This is a genomic window from Psychrobium sp. nBUS_13, from assembly GCF_051201665.1.
Taxonomy (GTDB): Bacteria; Pseudomonadota; Gammaproteobacteria; order Enterobacterales; family Psychrobiaceae; genus Psychrobium.
On the sequence record NZ_CP179210.1, the window covers coordinates 156136 to 174525 of the forward strand.

The 18390-nt window shown below is 40.0% G+C and carries 16 protein-coding genes; 10 read left to right on the forward strand and 6 right to left on the reverse strand.

Annotation, left to right across the window (positions count from 1 at the left end; translation table 11 throughout):
* Positions 1-75 precede the first annotated feature (75 nt).
* The 3 genes from bioH to ACMAZF_RS00755 all read left to right on the forward strand — a co-directional run bounded on the left by bioH (position 76) and on the right by ACMAZF_RS00755 (position 2056).
* Positions 76-837, forward strand: coding sequence for a pimeloyl-ACP methyl ester esterase BioH (gene bioH / locus ACMAZF_RS00745; protein ID WP_435275602.1), 762 nt, complete (start codon positions 76-78; stop codon positions 835-837).
* Positions 838-913: 76 nt separating this feature from the next.
* Positions 914-1189, forward strand: coding sequence for a hypothetical protein (locus ACMAZF_RS00750; protein ID WP_435275603.1), 276 nt, complete (start codon positions 914-916; stop codon positions 1187-1189).
* Between the two features lie 9 nt (positions 1190-1198).
* Complete coding sequence (locus tag ACMAZF_RS00755; RefSeq protein ID WP_435275604.1) at positions 1199-2056, forward strand: putative metalloprotease CJM1_0395 family protein; 858 nt, start codon at positions 1199-1201, stop codon at positions 2054-2056.
* On the opposite strand, the gene ACMAZF_RS00760 is transcribed toward ACMAZF_RS00755, so the two are convergent.
* The 4 genes from ACMAZF_RS00760 to ACMAZF_RS00775 all read right to left on the reverse strand — a co-directional run bounded on the left by ACMAZF_RS00760 (position 2053) and on the right by ACMAZF_RS00775 (position 6265).
* Positions 2053-4332 (reverse strand): Tex family protein, encoded by a 2280-nt coding sequence (locus ACMAZF_RS00760; protein ID WP_435275605.1) that lies wholly within the window; start codon positions 4330-4332, stop codon positions 2053-2055. The genes ACMAZF_RS00755 and ACMAZF_RS00760 overlap by 4 nt on opposite strands.
* A gap of 214 nt (positions 4333-4546) precedes the next feature.
* Positions 4547-4693: a hypothetical protein gene (locus ACMAZF_RS00765; RefSeq protein ID WP_435275606.1), complete on the reverse strand. Its 147-nt coding sequence runs from the start codon at positions 4691-4693 to the stop codon at positions 4547-4549.
* Positions 4694-4971: 278 nt separating this feature from the next.
* The gene (locus tag ACMAZF_RS00770; RefSeq protein ID WP_435277149.1) at positions 4972-5298 is read right to left on the reverse strand and encodes an MBL fold metallo-hydrolase; all 327 of its coding nucleotides are present in this window, start codon (positions 5296-5298) and stop codon (positions 4972-4974) included.
* A 277-nt stretch (positions 5299-5575) separates the two neighbouring features.
* Positions 5576-6265, reverse strand: coding sequence for an MBL fold metallo-hydrolase (locus ACMAZF_RS00775; protein ID WP_435275607.1), 690 nt, complete (start codon positions 6263-6265; stop codon positions 5576-5578).
* A gap of 166 nt (positions 6266-6431) precedes the next feature.
* On the opposite strand from ACMAZF_RS00775, the gene ACMAZF_RS00780 reads away from it, so the two are divergent.
* From ACMAZF_RS00780 to ACMAZF_RS00810, 7 genes are all read left to right on the forward strand, one after another.
* Positions 6432-7049: a TetR/AcrR family transcriptional regulator gene (locus ACMAZF_RS00780; RefSeq protein ID WP_435275608.1), complete on the forward strand. Its 618-nt coding sequence runs from the start codon at positions 6432-6434 to the stop codon at positions 7047-7049.
* A gap of 11 nt (positions 7050-7060) precedes the next feature.
* Complete coding sequence (gene greB, locus ACMAZF_RS00785) at positions 7061-7537, forward strand: transcription elongation factor GreB (RefSeq protein WP_435275609.1); 477 nt, start codon at positions 7061-7063, stop codon at positions 7535-7537.
* A 283-nt stretch (positions 7538-7820) separates the two neighbouring features.
* Positions 7821-8543, forward strand: coding sequence for an osmolarity response regulator transcription factor OmpR (gene ompR / locus ACMAZF_RS00790; RefSeq protein ID WP_435275610.1), 723 nt, complete (start codon positions 7821-7823; stop codon positions 8541-8543).
* On the forward strand, positions 8543-9853 hold the full coding sequence (gene envZ, locus ACMAZF_RS00795) for a two-component system sensor histidine kinase EnvZ (RefSeq protein ID WP_435275611.1): 1311 nt from the start codon (positions 8543-8545) through the stop codon (positions 9851-9853). The genes ompR and envZ overlap by 1 nt, the downstream gene beginning before the upstream one ends.
* Before the next feature lie 140 nt (positions 9854-9993).
* The gene (locus ACMAZF_RS00800) at positions 9994-10722 is read left to right on the forward strand and encodes a glutathione peroxidase (RefSeq protein ID WP_435275612.1); all 729 of its coding nucleotides are present in this window, start codon (positions 9994-9996) and stop codon (positions 10720-10722) included.
* Positions 10723-10746: 24 nt separating this feature from the next.
* The gene (locus tag ACMAZF_RS00805; protein ID WP_435275613.1) at positions 10747-11172 is read left to right on the forward strand and encodes a CBS domain-containing protein; all 426 of its coding nucleotides are present in this window, start codon (positions 10747-10749) and stop codon (positions 11170-11172) included.
* 216 nt (positions 11173-11388) lie between these two features.
* The gene (locus ACMAZF_RS00810; RefSeq protein WP_435275614.1) at positions 11389-12792 is read left to right on the forward strand and encodes a DEAD/DEAH box helicase; all 1404 of its coding nucleotides are present in this window, start codon (positions 11389-11391) and stop codon (positions 12790-12792) included.
* Between the two features lie 9 nt (positions 12793-12801).
* Here the strand turns inward: ACMAZF_RS00810 and ACMAZF_RS00815 are convergent, their stop codons facing one another.
* Positions 12802-13584 carry a VOC family protein gene (locus ACMAZF_RS00815; protein ID WP_435275615.1) on the reverse strand — a complete coding sequence of 261 codons (783 nt, stop codon included), beginning with the start codon at positions 13582-13584 and terminating at the stop codon, positions 12802-12804.
* Between the two features lie 63 nt (positions 13585-13647).
* On the reverse strand, positions 13648-18333 hold the full coding sequence (locus ACMAZF_RS00820; RefSeq protein ID WP_435275616.1) for a transporter substrate-binding domain-containing protein: 4686 nt from the start codon (positions 18331-18333) through the stop codon (positions 13648-13650).
* Positions 18334-18390 lie beyond the last annotated feature (57 nt).

Sequence of the window (18390 nt, forward strand, 5' to 3'; positions counted from 1 at the left end):
ACTATAGACAATAAAAAGAGTATCGACGAACCGTTACTTTTTGAGTTTAATTCTGATTAATAAAGGTAATAATACGTGGTACATGTTGAAAAAATAGGTCAGGGTCCAGCGCTTGTCTTAGTGCATGGTTGGGGACTCAATAGTGGTGTTTGGGCGCAAGTTCAGATGTCTTTGGCTGAGAACTTTACTTTATATTGTGTTGATTTGCCGGGTTTTGGCCATAGTGAACAACGCGTTAATTCGAATATAGAGGCATGGGCTAAATCCGTGGCGCAAGTCATTGAAGAGCCTGCTGTATGGTTGGGGTGGTCATTAGGTGGTTTAGTTGCGACACAGGTTGCACTCGATTTCCCTCAGCAAGTTAAAGGGCTCATTACGGTAGCTAGTTCACCACGATTCTCTGAGAATACTCAGTGGCCAGGCATCAAATCTGAAGTGATGACAATGTTTACCAAGCAGTTAGCGACAGACTTTTCGTTAACGCTAGAGCGATTTTTGGCAATTCAGGCAATGGGAAGCGATAGTGCGAAACGTGATATAAAAGCGCTAAAAGCCGTTCTTGATGAACGCCCACTTCCACAACAACAATCGTTGCACGACGGATTATTATTGTTAAATGATGTTGATTTACGTGAAGCACTTAAAAATATCGAACAACCCTTCTTGAGGATTTATGGCCGCTTAGATTCGTTAGTGCCAAGCAAGGTTATTAGTTTAGTTGATGAATTATCTCCAAAAAGTGAAAAGGTCATTTTCAAAAAAGCATCTCATGCGCCATTCATTTCTCATGGTGATGAATTTATCGCGGTGATAAAAGACTTTATGGCGGCAGTTTAGCATTAAATTTAACTTTCAATTTGATTCGAATTGATTAATAATTAAACTAACCGCCAATGATAAAAAGGGAAACAAAATGAATATTCAATCTGCATTTGATTCCGGTGTTGCAGGGTTTAATCAAGCGACCGAGCGAGCGGCGGAGTCTGCAAGAGAAATTAATCAGCAACAAGTGACCCAAGCACAACCAAATGAAGAAGTTGTGGAGGTTGAAGCATCAGCACAACAGAATACGCCAGTAACTGAAAGTCTTATTAATTTACGCTTAGCAGAAACCCAAGCGCAAGCTTCTGCTAAAGTCATTGAAACTGCCGACAATATGTTAGGTAGTTTAATTGATACCAAGGTTTAAACATTTGCTATGAACATCACCACTAACTATCCAAACGTTAGTCTAGTTACCACTAATCCTGCGACCGATAGAGTTGCTCGTGATAACGCTGTGCGTCCTGTGGTACCGCCGGTGACTCAACCAAATAGCGCTGGCGCTGAACCTGCAGTCGCTGGTGATAAAGAAAAAGCTCAACCTAACTTACCAATCGCGCCAAGTCTTAATCCGACATATGACCAATTACAGCACTCATCTACTCAACCTAAAGAGTTAAATGAAAATCAAGAGCAGTCGGATCGGCAACAAAATGAAGAGCGCGAACAATCCAACGATGATAATGAGCGCTTTACAGAGCAAGAACAAGCAAAGATCGATGAATTAAAAGATAGAGATCGTGAAGTTGTAGCCCATGAACTTGCACATGCAAATGCTGGTGGACAATATGCTGGCTCGCCAAGTTATACGTATGAAACTGGGCCCGATGGTGTTAAGTACGCTGTTGGTGGTGAGGTGTCTATTGATACATCAAAAATAACTGGCGATCCTCAAGCGACTATTGCAAAGGCTGCGCAAATTAAGCGAGCTGCATTAGCGCCAGCGGAGCCGTCAGGTCAAGACCGCAAAGTCGCTGCACAAGCGGATCGTATGGCTGGTGAAGCTCGTAGTGAATTACTCGCAGAAAATAGCGCAGTTTCTAAGGATGATGAGGAAAGTAAAGGTAATTTCCGTATCGATAATGCGGTTGAGTCTGATCGCTTTAATGAAAAAGCAACCTTAGCGAAAGATGAAGAATTCCAACAAACAATTGTTAATAGAAGCCAGCATATTAATGCTTTCTATCAACAATCTAGCCAAGCTTCAAACCCTCAGTTTTATTCTCAAGCCTAATTCTTTCTCGTTGTATTAAATGCCGCAGCCATTGTTCCTTGGGCCGCTAATTTCTTTTTATTTTCTGTATGATGATGCTTAGTACTGGATGTACTTTGTTGTTTCATCGATAATGCGATTCTTTTTCTAGCGACGTCAATATCGGTCACTCTAACTTTAACTACCTGTCCAACTTTCACCACTTTACGAGGATCACTCACAAAACCGTCGGCTAGCTGTGATATATGCACTAGGCCGTCTTGATGTACACCAATATCGACAAATGCACCGAAATTAGCAACATTGGTCACAGTGCCTTCGAGTTCCATTTCTAATTCTAGATCATTAATTGTTTCAATACCTTCCATGAGTTCTGCCGCTTTAAAATCTCCGCGGGGATCACGTGCTGGACGCTTTAGTTCGTTGATAACATCTATTACTGTTGGTAATCCAATGTTAGTAGTGGTGAATTCAGTAGCCTTTAGATTATTGAGTAGACTATCGTTACCAATTAACTCTTTAATATTCTTCCCACATCTTTTCATTATATTGCTCGCCAAGTGATATGACTCAGGATGAACAGCACTAGCATCTAATGGCTCGTTTCCATTGCTAATACGCAAAAAACCAGCAGCCTGCTCATAAGCCTTAGGACCTAAGCGCGGTACCTTCAGTAGCTGTTTTCGGTTCTGAAATTTGCCAATTGATTCGCGAAAATGAACGATGTTATTGGCTAGCGTTGCATTCAGTCCACTCACTCTTTGTAAAAGAGGCGCAGAAGCGGTGTTTAATTCAACACCAACACCATTAACACAATCTTCGACAACTTCATTCAATCGTACGTTAAGCTGGTTTTCATTAACGTCATGTTGATATTGGCCAACGCCTATTGCTTTAGGCTCTATTTTTACTAGTTCAGCGAGTGGGTCTTGTAAGCGACGTGCAATAGATACAGCACCGCGCAGAGATACGTCTAACGATGGAAATTCATTGGCTGCGAGTTCTGAGGCCGAATAAACTGAGGCTCCTGCTTCGCTAACAATGATTGTGGTTATATCTAGTTGATGCTGCTTTTTACAATCTAATACTAATTTTTCAGTTTCACGGGAGCCTGTGCCGTTACCAATACTGATTAACGTAATATGATGGCGTTTGATTAGCGTTGCTAACGTTGAAAGAGACTGTTGCCATTGATTTCTTGGTGCGTGTGGATAAATGGTTTCGGTTGCCAATAGTTTACTTTGCTTGTCAACTATCGCAGCTTTTACACCAGTGCGAATACCTGGATCTAATCCTAACGTTACTTGATTTCCAGCTGGAGCGGCCATTAATAAATCCGATAGGTTATTCGCAAAAACATCAATTGCTTGATTTTCAGCGATTTCTTTCGCTTTGTTAATGAGTTCATTGGTGACGCTCGGTAGGATTTTTAACTTCCAACATTGTTGCGCTACATCACTTAACCACAGCGACATTTTTGGATTACGCTGAGAGAGTTTGAGTGATTGGTTGATTAATTCAAGGCAGGGATGAATTTTAGGTTCAAAGCTGAGCGTTAAGTTTATTTGGAGTGCGCCAGCTGCTTTGCCTCTTAATAGTGCCATCATTCTGTGAGATGGAATTTTATTGATGGACTCCTGATGTGCAAAATAATCTTTAAATTTGGCGAGTATATTTGGATCGATTGCTGGTGTTTTCTTACGTGCTTGTTTGGCACTAATAATGCCTTGTGACCACAATTGATGACGAATCTTATTCATCATAACAATGTCCTGAGGCAACTCTTCGCTAATGATTGCTGATGCACCTTCTAGCGCTTGCTCTGAGCTTTTGATAACAGATTGCGAAGCGATAAATGCACTTGCTAAAGCTTGTGGAGATTGATTGTTTGATGAGAGTAGCTGTTTTGCCAATGGTGCTAACCCCGCTTCAATGGCAAGTTGTCCTTTAGTTTTACGACTACTTTTAAAGGGTTTATATATTTCTTCTAATGCTGTTTTGCTTTGACACTGCTCGATAGAGCGTTGCAGTGATAAAGTTAACTTTTGGTTTTCAGCTAATGCTGCCAGAATTGTCGTTTTTCGATCAACTAATTCTCTTGTGTAATTTAATTCTCTAGATAATAGCCTCAATTGCGTGTCATCAAGTCCTTGAGTAGCCTCCTTTCGATAACGAGCAATAAAAGGAACAGTAGCTCCTTCATCTAGTAAATTGATAGCTGCTGTTGCTTGTTGAGGTGTAATATTTAGGTGTTTGGCAATGTGAAGAGCAGTCGCAGTCATAGATGAAAAATTCACTAAAAAAGAATCGAGTATACCTAGGGGATATTGATCTTTGTAGATTGTTTTATAGTTATTTACAAAAAATTCATGTCAAAATAATCACAAACATTACTGCCGCAACATGCTCGTTGCGACGTGATATCTTCAGACGATTTACCAAATACAGCTAACTCTTGAGCTAGTTGCTCTTTAACTTCCGTTCGCGCTAAAAATGCGTCATTGAAAGTCGCTACTGCTGGCCAGCAAATGTTTTCTCTAAATAATCTAATTGTGCTGGGATTAAATTAGTAAGTAAGTCATCAACTCGCGTCTGGTCTGTATCGTGTTGGAAAAACATTGGTCCAATGATGCGTTGATAATAAAGTGCAGAAACCACTTCTGAAAATTTAGTATCACTATATTCTTCTAGCGCAAGGGCTATTGCGTATTCTGCCGCGTTTTCAGGATACAGCGAGTTAGTGCTATTTGTACGTTCAAGATAGGCGATTATTATACCAATTGCATTAAGTAAGTGATCTTGTTGTGCGTAGAGAAAATCAGCTAAAACAAGGCGCTCGATTGACTAATAGCTGGCTATTAGGATTGAGAGCAACGCCATTTTAGTTAATTTTAACAAGTACAAGTGGGCAAATATTTAATGCCATTGGTTAATAGCTATTGGTTATTTAGCCACCAAGACCGTTGGTCTTGTCGGGTGTTGTTTGTCGTTAAATCGTCAAAATTAACCGATTGCCCAAAAATGGGAGAGAGCATCTGTGTATTGTGTTTAATACTTGCACTGAGTGCGCGGTCTAGCGGTTCAAACCAATCATGAAGTGCCAAGTCAAAAGTCGAATTATGAATAGGCAGCATAAATTTACCTTTTAAATCAACATGCGCTTGGACACTTTGTTCTGGGTTCATATGAATTTCACTCCATAGATCGTTGTAGGCGCCTGTTTCTACCATGGTGATATCAAACGGGCCATAGCGTTCACCTATTTGTTTGAAACCTGGGAAGTAACTAGGGTCTGTTGTTCTTTGTGGTTCAAATTTTGTTCAATCTAAAAGGGTTTTGGGCAAGGCATGAGGATTGATGCCTAGTTTATCTAGGTGAATGACGAATAACGCGGCACAAAATCCTTTTAGATGAATCCAACTGACAGCATTTGTTTGTTATTTCTACGGCGTTATCGCCTATTCGTGTAGCCAGCTACACCACATAGGCTCTGCCTTGTAGAAACCTCAAACAAATTGCTGCAAAAATGAACTCAAAAGATCAACAGACCCTAGAATCACCACTAAAAAATACTTTGCGTTGGCTGCTGTTTATCACCCAGCTTGCCCATAGTGTTTCATCTCGGTGAAACAGGCCACGGCCTGAAAAATGTTGCGCTGGCGTCGCAACAAATTCAATGCCTTCCAGTCTCACTGTTTGCCACCAATCACGCTCAATAATCTTGGTACTGTCGATAATATCTTCAAGATGCTTACTCAAACCAAGTGGCACGACAAAGTGTTTAGTTTTCTCTGCGAGTGCTTCCAGTGTGGTGCGGTCTAGGTGGTCGTAATGATCATGACTCAACACAACAACTGCAATTGTCGGTAAATCATCAATATTGATAGGCATTGGATGAAACCGTTTAGGACCAGCCCATTGCACCATAGATGCTCTCTCACTAAATACGGGATCGGTCAGTATATAATGCCCATCTAATCGCAGTCGTTGTGATGAATGACCAAGGCGAAATAGAGCATCATGCGTTTCGCTGAGTATATCTGCCGTAATTTCATTGACGGGAATGTGTGTTGGTGTTGCTGCAGCATGTTTCGTCGTTGCATAAGCTTTGGTGATGTCCCAAATATTTCCCATACTTGTTGCGTAATTGATGTGTTGATTTAAAAACTTACCGTCGGATTTACGCGATGTATCATATTCGTATGGCTGGCTAATGGCATTGCTGTTCATAAGGGCTCCTGTCAACGTAACGATTGCACTAAAAATTAAAGTGGCAGATCTCATTTTTATTACCCAGCATGTAAACTATACGGTGTAGTTTATTAATTGTTTGTTTGTTGATAAGTAAACGTCATGAGTTAAAATAATCGAAATTATGTGATGTAAGTGTGTTGGTATGACAGAAGCAAAACAGACAAGAAGTGAGTTAAAGCGCAGCGCTATTTTGGTGGCTGCCAATAATGCATTCAGACAAGACGGCGTTAAAGCTACTAGTATGGATAAGATTGCGGAATTGGCGCATGTGTCTAAACGTACCGTTTACAATCACTTTTCCACTAAAGAAGCATTAGTACTTCAACTCCTCTCTGAGTTGTGGGGTGATGCCGTGATGAAGACAGGCATGACTTATCAGGCAGATGTGCCCATTGAGCAGCAACTCACTGATATTTTATTGTTAGAAGTGAAAACCATGGCTAGCGAAGATTATATTGCGCTAGTTCGCGTTGCGTTAGGGCACTTCTTATTTGAAGCGTCTGCCCTACAAGAAGAAATGTGTAAAATTCATAATCGCGAAACCGATCTTGAGCGTTGGTTAAAAGCGGCGGTTGCTGATAATAGGCTGCAAATTGAAAATGTTGAAGTGGCTATGGAACAGTTGCATAGTTTATTGAAAGGTAGCTGTTTTTGGCCACAATTGATTCGTGTATGTGACGTGTTAACAGAACAAGAAGGCAAGCAGTTAGTTAATCGCAGCGTTGAAATGTTTTTGAATCAGTACCAGACGAAGGATTAGACCTTTTGTCGATGAAGAAAACTAACTTAGTAACGCCTGCAGGTTGGAATAAACTTGATCAAGAGTTGAAGTATTTGTGGAAAGTAAAACGTCCTCAAGTGACTCGTGCTGTGTCTGAAGCTGCTGCCTTGGGGGATCGTAGTGAAAATGCCGAATATAAAGAAGGTAAACGCGAATTGCGTTCTATTGATCGTCGATTACAATTCTTAATGAAACGTTTAGAAGAGTTAGAAATTGTCCATCATGCCCCTTCACAAGAAGGAAAAGTGTATTTTGGTGCCTATGTCGAACTTGAAAACGATCAAGAGCAGCAGGCTATTTATCGCGTTGTAGGCCCAGATGAAATTGATGTCGATAATAATCACATTACTATTGACTCACCAATGGCTAGAGCCCTAATAGGTAAAGAAGTTGACGATGAAGTCACTGTTAAAACGCCCTCTGGTGAACTCGTTTGGTACATCAATAGAATTTACTACAAAGCATAATTCTCCAATCCTCAATTAAACATACTTTGTAACAAAGCACCGTCAAATTACACAATTGAGATTTTGCTTTATAAGCCGTTAGATTTTATAGTAATACCAATTGCATTAAGTAAGTGATCTTGTTGTGCGTAGAGAAAATCAGCTAAAACAAGGCGCTCGATTGACTAATAGCTGGCTATTAGGATTGAGAGCAACGCCATTTTAGTTAATTTTAACAAGTACAAGTGGGCAAATATTTAATGCAATTGGTATAATTGTTATTGAATCTAGTAGAGAAATAATCATGAGTCATGAAACCACCAAAATTCTAGTTGTCGATGACGATGCACGCTTACGTAGCTTGCTAGAGCGTTATTTAGTCGAGCAAGGTTTTCAAGTGAGAACGGCCAACGATGGCGAGCAAATGGATCGACTGATGGAGCGAGAAAATTTTCACATGATGGTGCTAGATCTCATGCTACCTGGTGAAGATGGATTAACGATATGCCAGCGTCTACGTAAGAAAAATAACGACATTCCTATTTTGATGTTAACGGCTAAAGGTGACGAAGTTGATCGTATTATTGGTTTGGAGTTAGGGGCTGATGATTACCTACCTAAGCCATTTAATCCTCGTGAATTGTTGGCGCGAGTCAATGCTGTACTACGTCGTCGTAGCAATGATGTGCCCGGTGCACCTTCACAAAACGAAGAAGAGATCGAATTTGGCGACTTTAAGTTAAACCTCGCAACTCGCGAGATGCATCATGGTGACGAAGTGACGTCGTTAACATCGGGCGAATTTGCGGTATTAAAATCATTAGTAACTCATCCTCGCGAGCCCTTATCTCGAGATAAGTTAATGAATATGGCGCGTGGACGAGATTATAGCGCGCTTGAACGTAGTATCGATGTCCAAGTTTCTCGTTTACGCCGCATGATTGAAGATGATCCAACGAATCCACGTTATATTCAAACAGTTTGGGGCTTAGGTTATGTATTTGTTCCTGATGGTCGTGCCCACTAATGAAGCGTTGGTTTCCTAAGAGTGCTTTTGGTCAAACAGCGCTCTTAATAGGTTTTCTATTACTGATCAATCAAGTTGTCTCATACACCATAGTTACAAAACACTATGTTGAGCCAAGCCTTAGGCAGATTACTAATTTACTCGCTAAGCAAGTAAAGCTGGTGTTTATGAACATGTCAGAGCAAGGACGTGAACAGCTTCCCACCGATGAGATTCTTACAGAGCAATTTAAGGAAGTGACGGGATTACGAGTATATCCCACTTATCTAGCATCTCGTTACGGTCTTGATAAGACGATACCTTATCGTTTTATTTCCGAGCAAATGAGTGAACAGTTAGGTGGTGAAACTGAAGTTAGGGTCGCCAAAGATGAACTATTTATGGTGTGGATAAGACCGCCCCAAGATCCCTATATTTGGATTAAAATTCCGTTAGAGAAATTTGATGATAGTGAATTTTCGCCACTGACATTTTATCTTATTGTTATTGGTAGCCTGTCGTTAATAGGCGGGTGGCTGTTTGCCAGACATCTCACTAAACCGCTTCGAAACTTGCAACTAGCGGCGAATCAGGTAGCAAAAGGTGAATTTCCAGAGCGCTTAGCATTTGAAGGCTCGTCTGAAGTAGTCGATCTAACAAGAGCTTTTAACTCAATGGCGTCAGGTATCAAGCAGCTAGAAGATGATCGCGCTTTGTTAATGGCTGGTATATCTCATGATTTACGAACGCCCCTGACGCGAATTCGCTTAGCGACAGAAATGCTTGATGATAAAGAATCATTCTTTAAAGAAGGTATTGAGCAAGATATTGATGATATGAATGAAATCATCGATCAATTTATTACCTATATTAAGTTAGATCGTGAAGAAGTCGCAGAGCTTAATGATTTGAATGAAATTATCAGTCAAGAAGTGAAAGCTGAAGCGAGTCGTGGCCGTAATATCACTGCTAAGCTTGATAAAATCCCATTGATGATGCTTAGGGCTAACGCCCTTAAACGTGTGCTTGCTAATTTAATTAGTAATGCAATTCGCTATGGTGGCGGTGAAATTGAAATTCAGTCAGGTATATCTGGTCGAGGCGTTGCCTATTTCAAAGTAGAAGACAATGGTCCAGGTATTCCGATGGAGAATATCAAGCAACTCTTTAAGCCTTTTGTGCAAGGGGATAATGCGCGTGGCGGGCAGGGCAGCGGATTAGGTCTCGCCATAGTTCATCGCTTTGTAAACAATCACGGTGGTCGTGTACTCATTCAAAATCGCGATCAAGGTGGGCTTTGCGTACGCATTGAATTACCAATTTACAAATAAACTATCAACTTTATACTTATGATAGTTTTTGCCTATTATATTTATTGTTTGTTTCATTTGGCATTTTGCATAATTTTTCTTCATACTGGTTTCATAGTCAATTAACACATGACACCTTTAAAATCAGTATGGAGAATAAAATGTTAGAAAATAAAGAAGGCCAATCAGTTCCTAATGTAACGTTTAAAACTCGTCATAACGACGAATGGTTAGATGTAACTACACAATCTCTTTTTGAAAATAAAACAGTCGTTGTATTCTCGTTACCAGGTGCTTTCACCCCAACATGTTCTTCAACACATCTTCCTCGTTACAATGAGTTAGCGGGTGTATTAAAAGCGAACGGTGTTGATGAAATCGTTTGTATGTCTGTTAACGATACCTTTGTGATGAATGCATGGCTTAGCGATCAAGATGCTGATAATATAACGGTTATTCCTGATGGTAATGGTGAATTCTCTGATGGTATGGGGATGTTAGTCGATAAAGCAGACCTTGGTTTTGGCAAGCGTAGCTGGCGTTATTCTATGCTGGTTAAAAATGGCGTTATCGAAAAAATGTTTATCGAGCCAAACAAACCAGGTGACCCGTTTGAAGTTTCTGACGCAGATACTATGCTTAACTATATAAATAGTGATGCTAAAGCACCAGCAGATGTTGCATTATTTAGTAAAGTTGGTTGTCCACATTGCGCCCGAGCTAAAGAATTACTGACTAGTAAAGGTATGACATTCGAAGAGATTGTAGTTGGATCTGATGCGACTTTATTATCGTTACGAGCAATGACAGGAAGAACCACAGTACCACAAGTGTTTATTGCCGGTGAGCATATCGGTGGCGCTGATGAGTTAACCGCTCATTTAGCATAATAATAATGGAACAATGAGGACAGGATGATGATTGATTTGAAAGTGAAGGATTTTATAACGCAAAATGCTCCAGTGATTACATCAACAACATTGTTATCAGATGCCGTTGATAAGATTGAGCAAAGCGATCAAGATAGCGCTGTAGTGGTTGATAATGATCAAGTCGTTGGTATTTTAAGTGAACGCGATTGTTTAAAAACACTTATTTCAAGTAGTTACTATTGTGATGGTGCACCAACCGTTAAAGAGTTTATGAAAAGTGATGTTGTCACGGTGAATGCTGACGATAATATTCATGATGTAGCGGCAAAGGTTATTTCAGATACGGCGGGATTTTGCGACCAAACATGTTTTCCGGTCATGCAAAATAATGTGTATGTAGGTCTTATTGGTGTTAAGGGATTGGTTGAGGCACTCAATCAATATTTTAAAACCTGTCAAGCGTACTAAATGTAGCCAAGTTCTTGTTGTTTCGACGTAAAAACCAATATCAATGATATTGGTTTTTTTATTTGGTTTGCGTGAAAATTGCACTCACTTCAAAGTTAGTCAAATAACTTGCACGAAAAGTAGGTCAAAGTGCAATGATCCTGTACACTAGCCCGCTTTTTGAGCCACTGCCTTTTCGTCCACCGATGATTAGCTAACGAATAAATGAGTTTAATAATGAAATTTGCTGAATTGGGCCTATGTCCACAAATACTTGAAGCTGTTGCAGCCCAAGGTTATGAATCACCTTCGCCGATTCAAGCTCAAGCTATTCCTGCTATTTTAGCCGGTAAAGATGTAATGGCGGCTGCGCAAACTGGTACTGGTAAAACAGCGGGTTTTACATTACCTATTTTAGAGAACTTAAGTAAAGGTAAGCCAGCTAAAGGCAATCAGGTTCGCTGTTTAGTGTTAACTCCTACTCGTGAGTTGGCTGCTCAAGTTGCTGAAAATGTTTCGCAATATAGTCAAAAGCTACCGCTAAAATCAACAGTCGTGTTTGGTGGTGTTAAGATTAATCCACAAATGCAAAAACTGCGCGGTGGTACTGACGTATTAGTGGCTACTCCTGGTCGTTTACTTGATTTATACAGCCAGCGAGCCATTCGTTTTGATGAGCTTGAAGTATTGGTATTGGATGAAGCTGATCGTATGTTAGATATGGGCTTTATTCACGACATTAAGCGCATTATTAAGATGTTGCCTAAAAAACGCCAAAACCTACTATTTTCCGCAACATTCTCACAAGATATCCGTCAGTTAGCTAAAGGGTTAATTAATGATCCTGTTGAAATCTCAGTAACCCCTGAAAATTCCACTGTTGACCGTATTGAGCAATGGTTATGTCCATTAGATAAGGGCCGTAAAACGCAAGCATTGACCTTCTTAATCGAAGACAATGACTGGCAACAAGTGCTTGTCTTCTCTCGTACCAAACACGGTGCAAACCGTATTGCTAAACAATTGGAAGCTAAAGGGCATAGCGCAGCGGCTATCCATGGTAACAAGAGTCAAGGTGCAAGAACAAAAGCACTAGCAGGCTTCAAAAGTGGTGAAATCAAAGTGCTTGTTGCTACAGATATCGCTGCACGTGGATTAGACATTGAGCAATTGCCGCAAGTGGTAAATTTTGATTTACCTAATGTTGCTGAAGATTATGTACATCGTATCGGCCGTACTGGCCGAGCAGGTGCAACAGGTGAGGCTATTTCGTTAGTCAGTAATGATGAAATGCAGCAACTTCAAGATATTGAGCGCTTGATCAAAATGTTGATTCCAAGAAAAGAAATTCCAGGCTTTGAAGCAATTCACCGCGTACCTGAAACAGAATTAGACACTCGCCCAATTAAAGCTAAGAAACCGAAAAAACCTAGAAAGCCAAATCACGACCATAAAGATGGCCAGCGTTCTGGTGAAAATGCACGTGGACATAAGCCTAAGAGCGCTAATGGACGTCATAAGCAGGGCGATGGTAGTAACAAACAGGGAAATGGTGGAAATCCTCGCCGTAGTAATAATGGCGGTGGTAATAAGCCTGCAGGCGGCGCTAACAAAAATAGACGCTCACGCCCGCAAGTTTAAGATAGCGATTTAACCTACAGGTGTTAATAGCTCAATAATTGAGAACGTAGCACCTTGTGGGTCATTGATTACTGAAAATCGGCCCACTTCTGGAATATCTGTTGGTGGAACGCAAATAATAGCGCCTAGCTCTTGGGCTTTGTTAGCCATCTTTTCACAACCATCAACGGCGAAATAATTCATCCAGTGAGGTGGTGTGTCTCCCCACTCTTCAGTCATTTCTAGCATGCCACCTTCTTGATGTTCACCTACTTGTAGTTCAGTGTATGTGATACCCATCATCTCTTTATCATCGAACTCCCAACCAAGCACTTGATGATAAAATGCCTTACTGTCTTCACGATTAAGTGTTGCCAGTTCGCTCCAACATAATGCACCTTCTACATCTCTTACTTCGATGCCTGTGTGTTGATTGGCTTGCCAGATGGCGAACACTGCACTATTTGGTTCTTGTAAAATAGCCATACGACCGGCATCCATTACGTTATGCGGGCCAGCAATTACGGTTGCACCTAACGGCTCGGCAAGTGCGAGAGTGTCGTCAACGTTGTCCACAGCAATATAAGTTAACCAGTTGGTCATTACACCTTGCTCTTCTTGTTCAGGCATACGTTGAAACATCGCGGCAACGATTTTGTCATTACTATACATTTTTGTGCAATACATGCCATCGCCAATATCTGCGTCGTCGGCGCGCCAATTGAATAAATCGCAGTAGAAAGACTTGGCTTGTTGCCAGTCGGCGGTTGTTAACTCTAGCCAACAGAATTGCCCTTGCTGTTTCTTGTCCATCGTTATCACCTTCGTTAATAGTGGGAGTTTACACCCTAGCTGGTGAGTAAGTTGAATGCAAATTTAAGCGATTTCAACTGGGAACGAGATGCTAAATACGGTTCCTTGATTAATTTCACTGGCGCAGTTAATAGTGCCATGAAGCTGATTAGTAACGATATTATAGACAATATTTAGCCCCAAACCACTACCGCCGTTGTCGCGATTAGTGGTGTAGAATGGTTCGAATATTTTACTTAAATTTTCAGGTTTTATGCCGTTTCCATCGTCAATTATCATAAGGCTTAATTGATTGTTGGCTTGAGTGACATTGATGTCGATTGCGCCTTCTTTATTTGGGAATGCGTGAATGCTCGCATTAAGCACAAGGTTGGAAATAATTTGCGAAAATGAACCTGGGCAGCCATTAATCGTTAGGTCAGGATCGCAAGATACTTTAATGGTGATTTGCTGTTGTTTAATAACGTGATGAATACTTGTGAGTATTTCGTCAATATATTCAGCAACATTAAAAACTCGAGATTGTGATGAGCTTTGATCGACAGATACCTGTTTAAAGCTCCTCACTAATTCAGCAGTACGTTCTAAATTACGCATTAACAACTCAGCAATCTCTTTCGACGCATCCAAATAGCTATCAAAGTCACTTTTTTTGATTCTTTGCTGTTGATATTTGTTGTCAATATCTTTATTTAGCTCTAGAAAGTGTGTCGCTGCCGTTAGGCCTATGCCAACAGGTGTATTTATTTCATGTGCAACACCTGCAACAAGTCCACCTAAACTTGCCATTTTTTCTGATTCAATGAGCTGTTTTTGGGCCTCTTTAAGCTCTCTAATTGATGACTCAAGTTCGGCGTTGCTATTAATGAGTTGGGCGTTATGAGTTATTTGTGCTTCTTCTAATTGTTTTTTGTCGCTAATATCACGCCACACCACATGTACTGTTTTTTCATTATTGCGAATAATTTGCGTGAGCACTATTTCAACCCAAAACAACTGTTCATCAGCTTTTTTTAAAACCCACTCGAAACGTTGTGAACCATTGCTTGAGCAAAGTTCATCGATGTTTTCTCTTTGTTCTGCGGAGAATTGTCCATTTGGTTGTTGTAGCGGTGAGATGTCAACAGGCGTTAAGCCAATGATATGATGCTTGTTGTCAAAGCCTAGCATTGCGGTGGCTGCATTATTACAATCAGTATATCTGCCGTTCTTCATTAGCAATAAACCATCTGATGTATCGTAGAATAAGGTTTCAAAAATCTCTTTTTGTTCTTGTAATTCTGCCATGCTTTTCGACAGTTCATCATTAGATTGAGACACTTGTTGTTGAGCATTCTTTACACGACGGTAACTGTAGAAAAATATAAGTGTAATAACGAAAAAGCTCAGTACAATCCAATAAATAATTTCATAGTCTATCGCGGTTTTTATACTGCGTTTTACCCATCGTTGACGAATTTCATTATGAGTAGCATCATCGATTGAACTGAGTACCTTATTGATAACAGAGAGTAAAACTTGTTGATCGTCGTGAACCATGATGCGATGAGAAAATCCCGCATCCAGTTGACCAACAATCTTAAGCCGGTGATAGCGTGTCTCTAACTGAAATATAGCGACAGCCATATGTCCGATATATGCGTCAGCTTGTTTTTTATCGACTAAAGAAAGCGCTTGTTCCATTGAGCTTGTCTCGATGATTTTGGCTTCTGGGTATTGTTTTTTAATGAAATAAAACACAGGATCGCCCTTTGGGAGGGCGATTTTTTTATTGGATAGCTCGCTCAATGTATCGACAAATGAAGCGTCTTCTCCCATGACAATACCAAAGTTAAAAAACGAAAACTCATTAGAGATAATGCCGGAGGAGGCGTGTTGCTCAATGTCGGTAATTCCGGGAATGAGATCAATACGTTGTTGCTCAAACGCTTTAATAACACCTGGCCATGTTTGTTCTTCAATTAAGGTAAATTCAATACCAGTTTTTGCGCTAATAATATCTAGATAATCGGCCATTAAACCGCTGAATTTTCCATTTTCTACAATGGACAATGGATGCCAATTAACTTCAGAAAAGCGAATTACTGGATGAGAGTCGAGGTAGCGTTGTTCTTGATTGGTAAACGCCAGTTCATTGTTTTGATAGTTGAGTCGATGATAGATAGCGGATATATAACTAAATCGAGTTTGGTCCCTAAAGTGCTGAATATTTGGAATTAAACTAGTACCTTTTAAACTGTTGTTAATATGTTCGTCGGCAAAGTAAACATTGAGAAATCCCTGCGGCGAAGCAACCTTGTCAAATATATTGATAATGTCTTGTTGGTTAAAGTAGGGGGTAGAAGCTGTTGAGATAGTTGACTGTGAAATAAGTTGTTTCTGATTATCAAATACATCGATTCGTTCGATATACGGGAGGCTAACCAAGGTATCTAGCAATGATTTGAGTGGTTTGGGGTCAGGAGAGTACATGTGGTTTGCAATAATGGCTGAGAACAGTTGTGCTGCTTCGTTTTTATGTTGAATGACATTGTTAGTGTATTGCTCGATAATGTAATCGTATTCTCCACTTTCCTTAATGTTTTCTAGTCCTCGATTAAACCTATCACGAATGTATTTATCTCTGAAACCAACTTGAGTTTCATTGTGATTTTTGAATGGATAATGAAAAGTATATTTTCCAATTTCTTGGTTATTTGTGTTCTGTGCATGCCACAAAAATATGCGTTTATCGATGACTAGCACATCTCCTTCGCCTTGTAAGAATGCCGCGACTTGCTGCTGTTGAAATTTATATTCACGGTAGTTATCTGGACGAGTTTTCGGGTTAAATAATTCGTAATACTCATTACCAAGATATTTATAGGCGCCGACAAAAGAAAGCGTAGATAGACCGTCAAGTTGATTAACTTTGTTAATGGTTAGGTTGTCGCTTTTTCTAGAGACAACGATATTTTCAAAAGTAACGAAGGAATCGGAATAATAATAACCATCGTTTTTTGCATGAACTGCAATTTTAGCGTCTAAGTTGGCGTTGTTATTTAATGCTTGATGGAGCAATGGCCTTGAAAGATATTGGGTATTATATATTTCAATACCTTGGTCTTTCAGTACGCGATACATTAAATCATATTCAATTCCTCGAATTTTAGGATGGTCTAATGTAAACGGCTCTTTGCCTAATCCAAAAGCAAGATTGAGTCCGGTTTTGTGATGAGTCGCCGTTAACCAGTCGTTGGTAATTAGCTTCTTTCTGGACTGACTAATGAGCATGAGTGATTTGCTTAAGATGCTTTTCAGAAGCAGATCGTTGGGCTGAATTTGCATCGCGAGATGTTGACGCGACTGGTCGTGTAACGGAATAGTCTTGATGCCGTGTATAAAGTTGTTTTCAATAAATTGTGAAATTAAATAGTTATCTCCCCATAAAGCATCTGCCTCATTGGCATTGAGAAGCTGTAATGCATGATTGTAATCATCTGCATAAATGATTGTTGTTTCTTTATTTAGCTGATTTGAAATGTCTTGATAGCGCGAGTTTTTTATAATGAGTAAGCTCTTATTTTTCAAATCGGATAAATCGCTAATGTCATTACGTAAGTCACTAATAAATAAAGATGAGTCTAAGCTTAGATAATTAGTGGTGGTCGAATTCGTGTATTGAAAAAGGCTACTAGTAAAGTTAGCTGGGATGATATCAATTAATTGATCTTTAAATGATTGCTGCAATTGTTCTCGGCTGTTATTAACCGCTTGAAATGAAAGACCAGAGGTCTTTGACAACTCAGCGATAATATCACCAACAATCCCATTGATAGCATGCTTTTGATTGGAAAAGAGATATGGCTTCCAAGTATCTACACCTACTTTTATTGGTGGAGCCTCGCTAATATAAGCTAACTCTTCATCAGTAAATAACCGGTTATTGTTACTCGTGTTAAACCACTTTTCAGTTAACGCTGTTAGTTGTTCTTTTGAAATTGATGTAACGCCTTTATTTATGATCTTATGGAGCAAAGGCTGGCTGTTATGCGTCGCAATGGCTAGGTTGCCTGTGTTGTTAATTATTGCTGCAGCCAATTTTAATCCCATCTTCTTTGCTGTATCGCTATTAGCGTGCGTAAAAATAGTTGCGTCCACTCGACCTGAAGCGACTGCTTGATAACCCGCTTCAGTTGAGTGCAGGTATTGAATTTCTTTTGGGGTTACATGCTGTTTTATATAATCACTTATTAGGTGGTTTTTAAAAATGGCAATGCGTTTTCCTTCCAAATCTTGCAGTGATTTAATGTCATTATTGTCGTCCTTGGTGAGGACATGCTGTGCTGCAAAGTAATAAACAGGAGAAAACGATAGATACTGTTGTCGCTCTGGCGTTGGAGTCACTGACATCAATGCCCTTATTTTCCCAGTCACTAGTTCGTCAAAGGCTTGAGACCACGAACTATGGCGTTTGATTGAAAAATCTGTCTGCAGATTTTTGTTAATTAACGCGATAAGTTCCTTATTAAAACCGTCAACACGGCCTTGTTGATTGATAAATACAAAAGGATACCAGCTATGATCAGACGCAATTTCTACCCCAGGATTAGCAGCTAGCCATTGACGCTCTTTGGGGGTTAATAATGAAGGATTATGATGATGTGAGGTAAGAGTAACGAGCGATTGCTGATTCGTAGAAGCAGCTGCTGTATTAACAGCACTTAACAGGGCAATAATGCCTAGCAGTGACAACAAGAAAGTTTTCATGAATTGCCCAGATGATGGTTAACGAAAATACGAATGAATTTTAAGTATAGTCGTTAA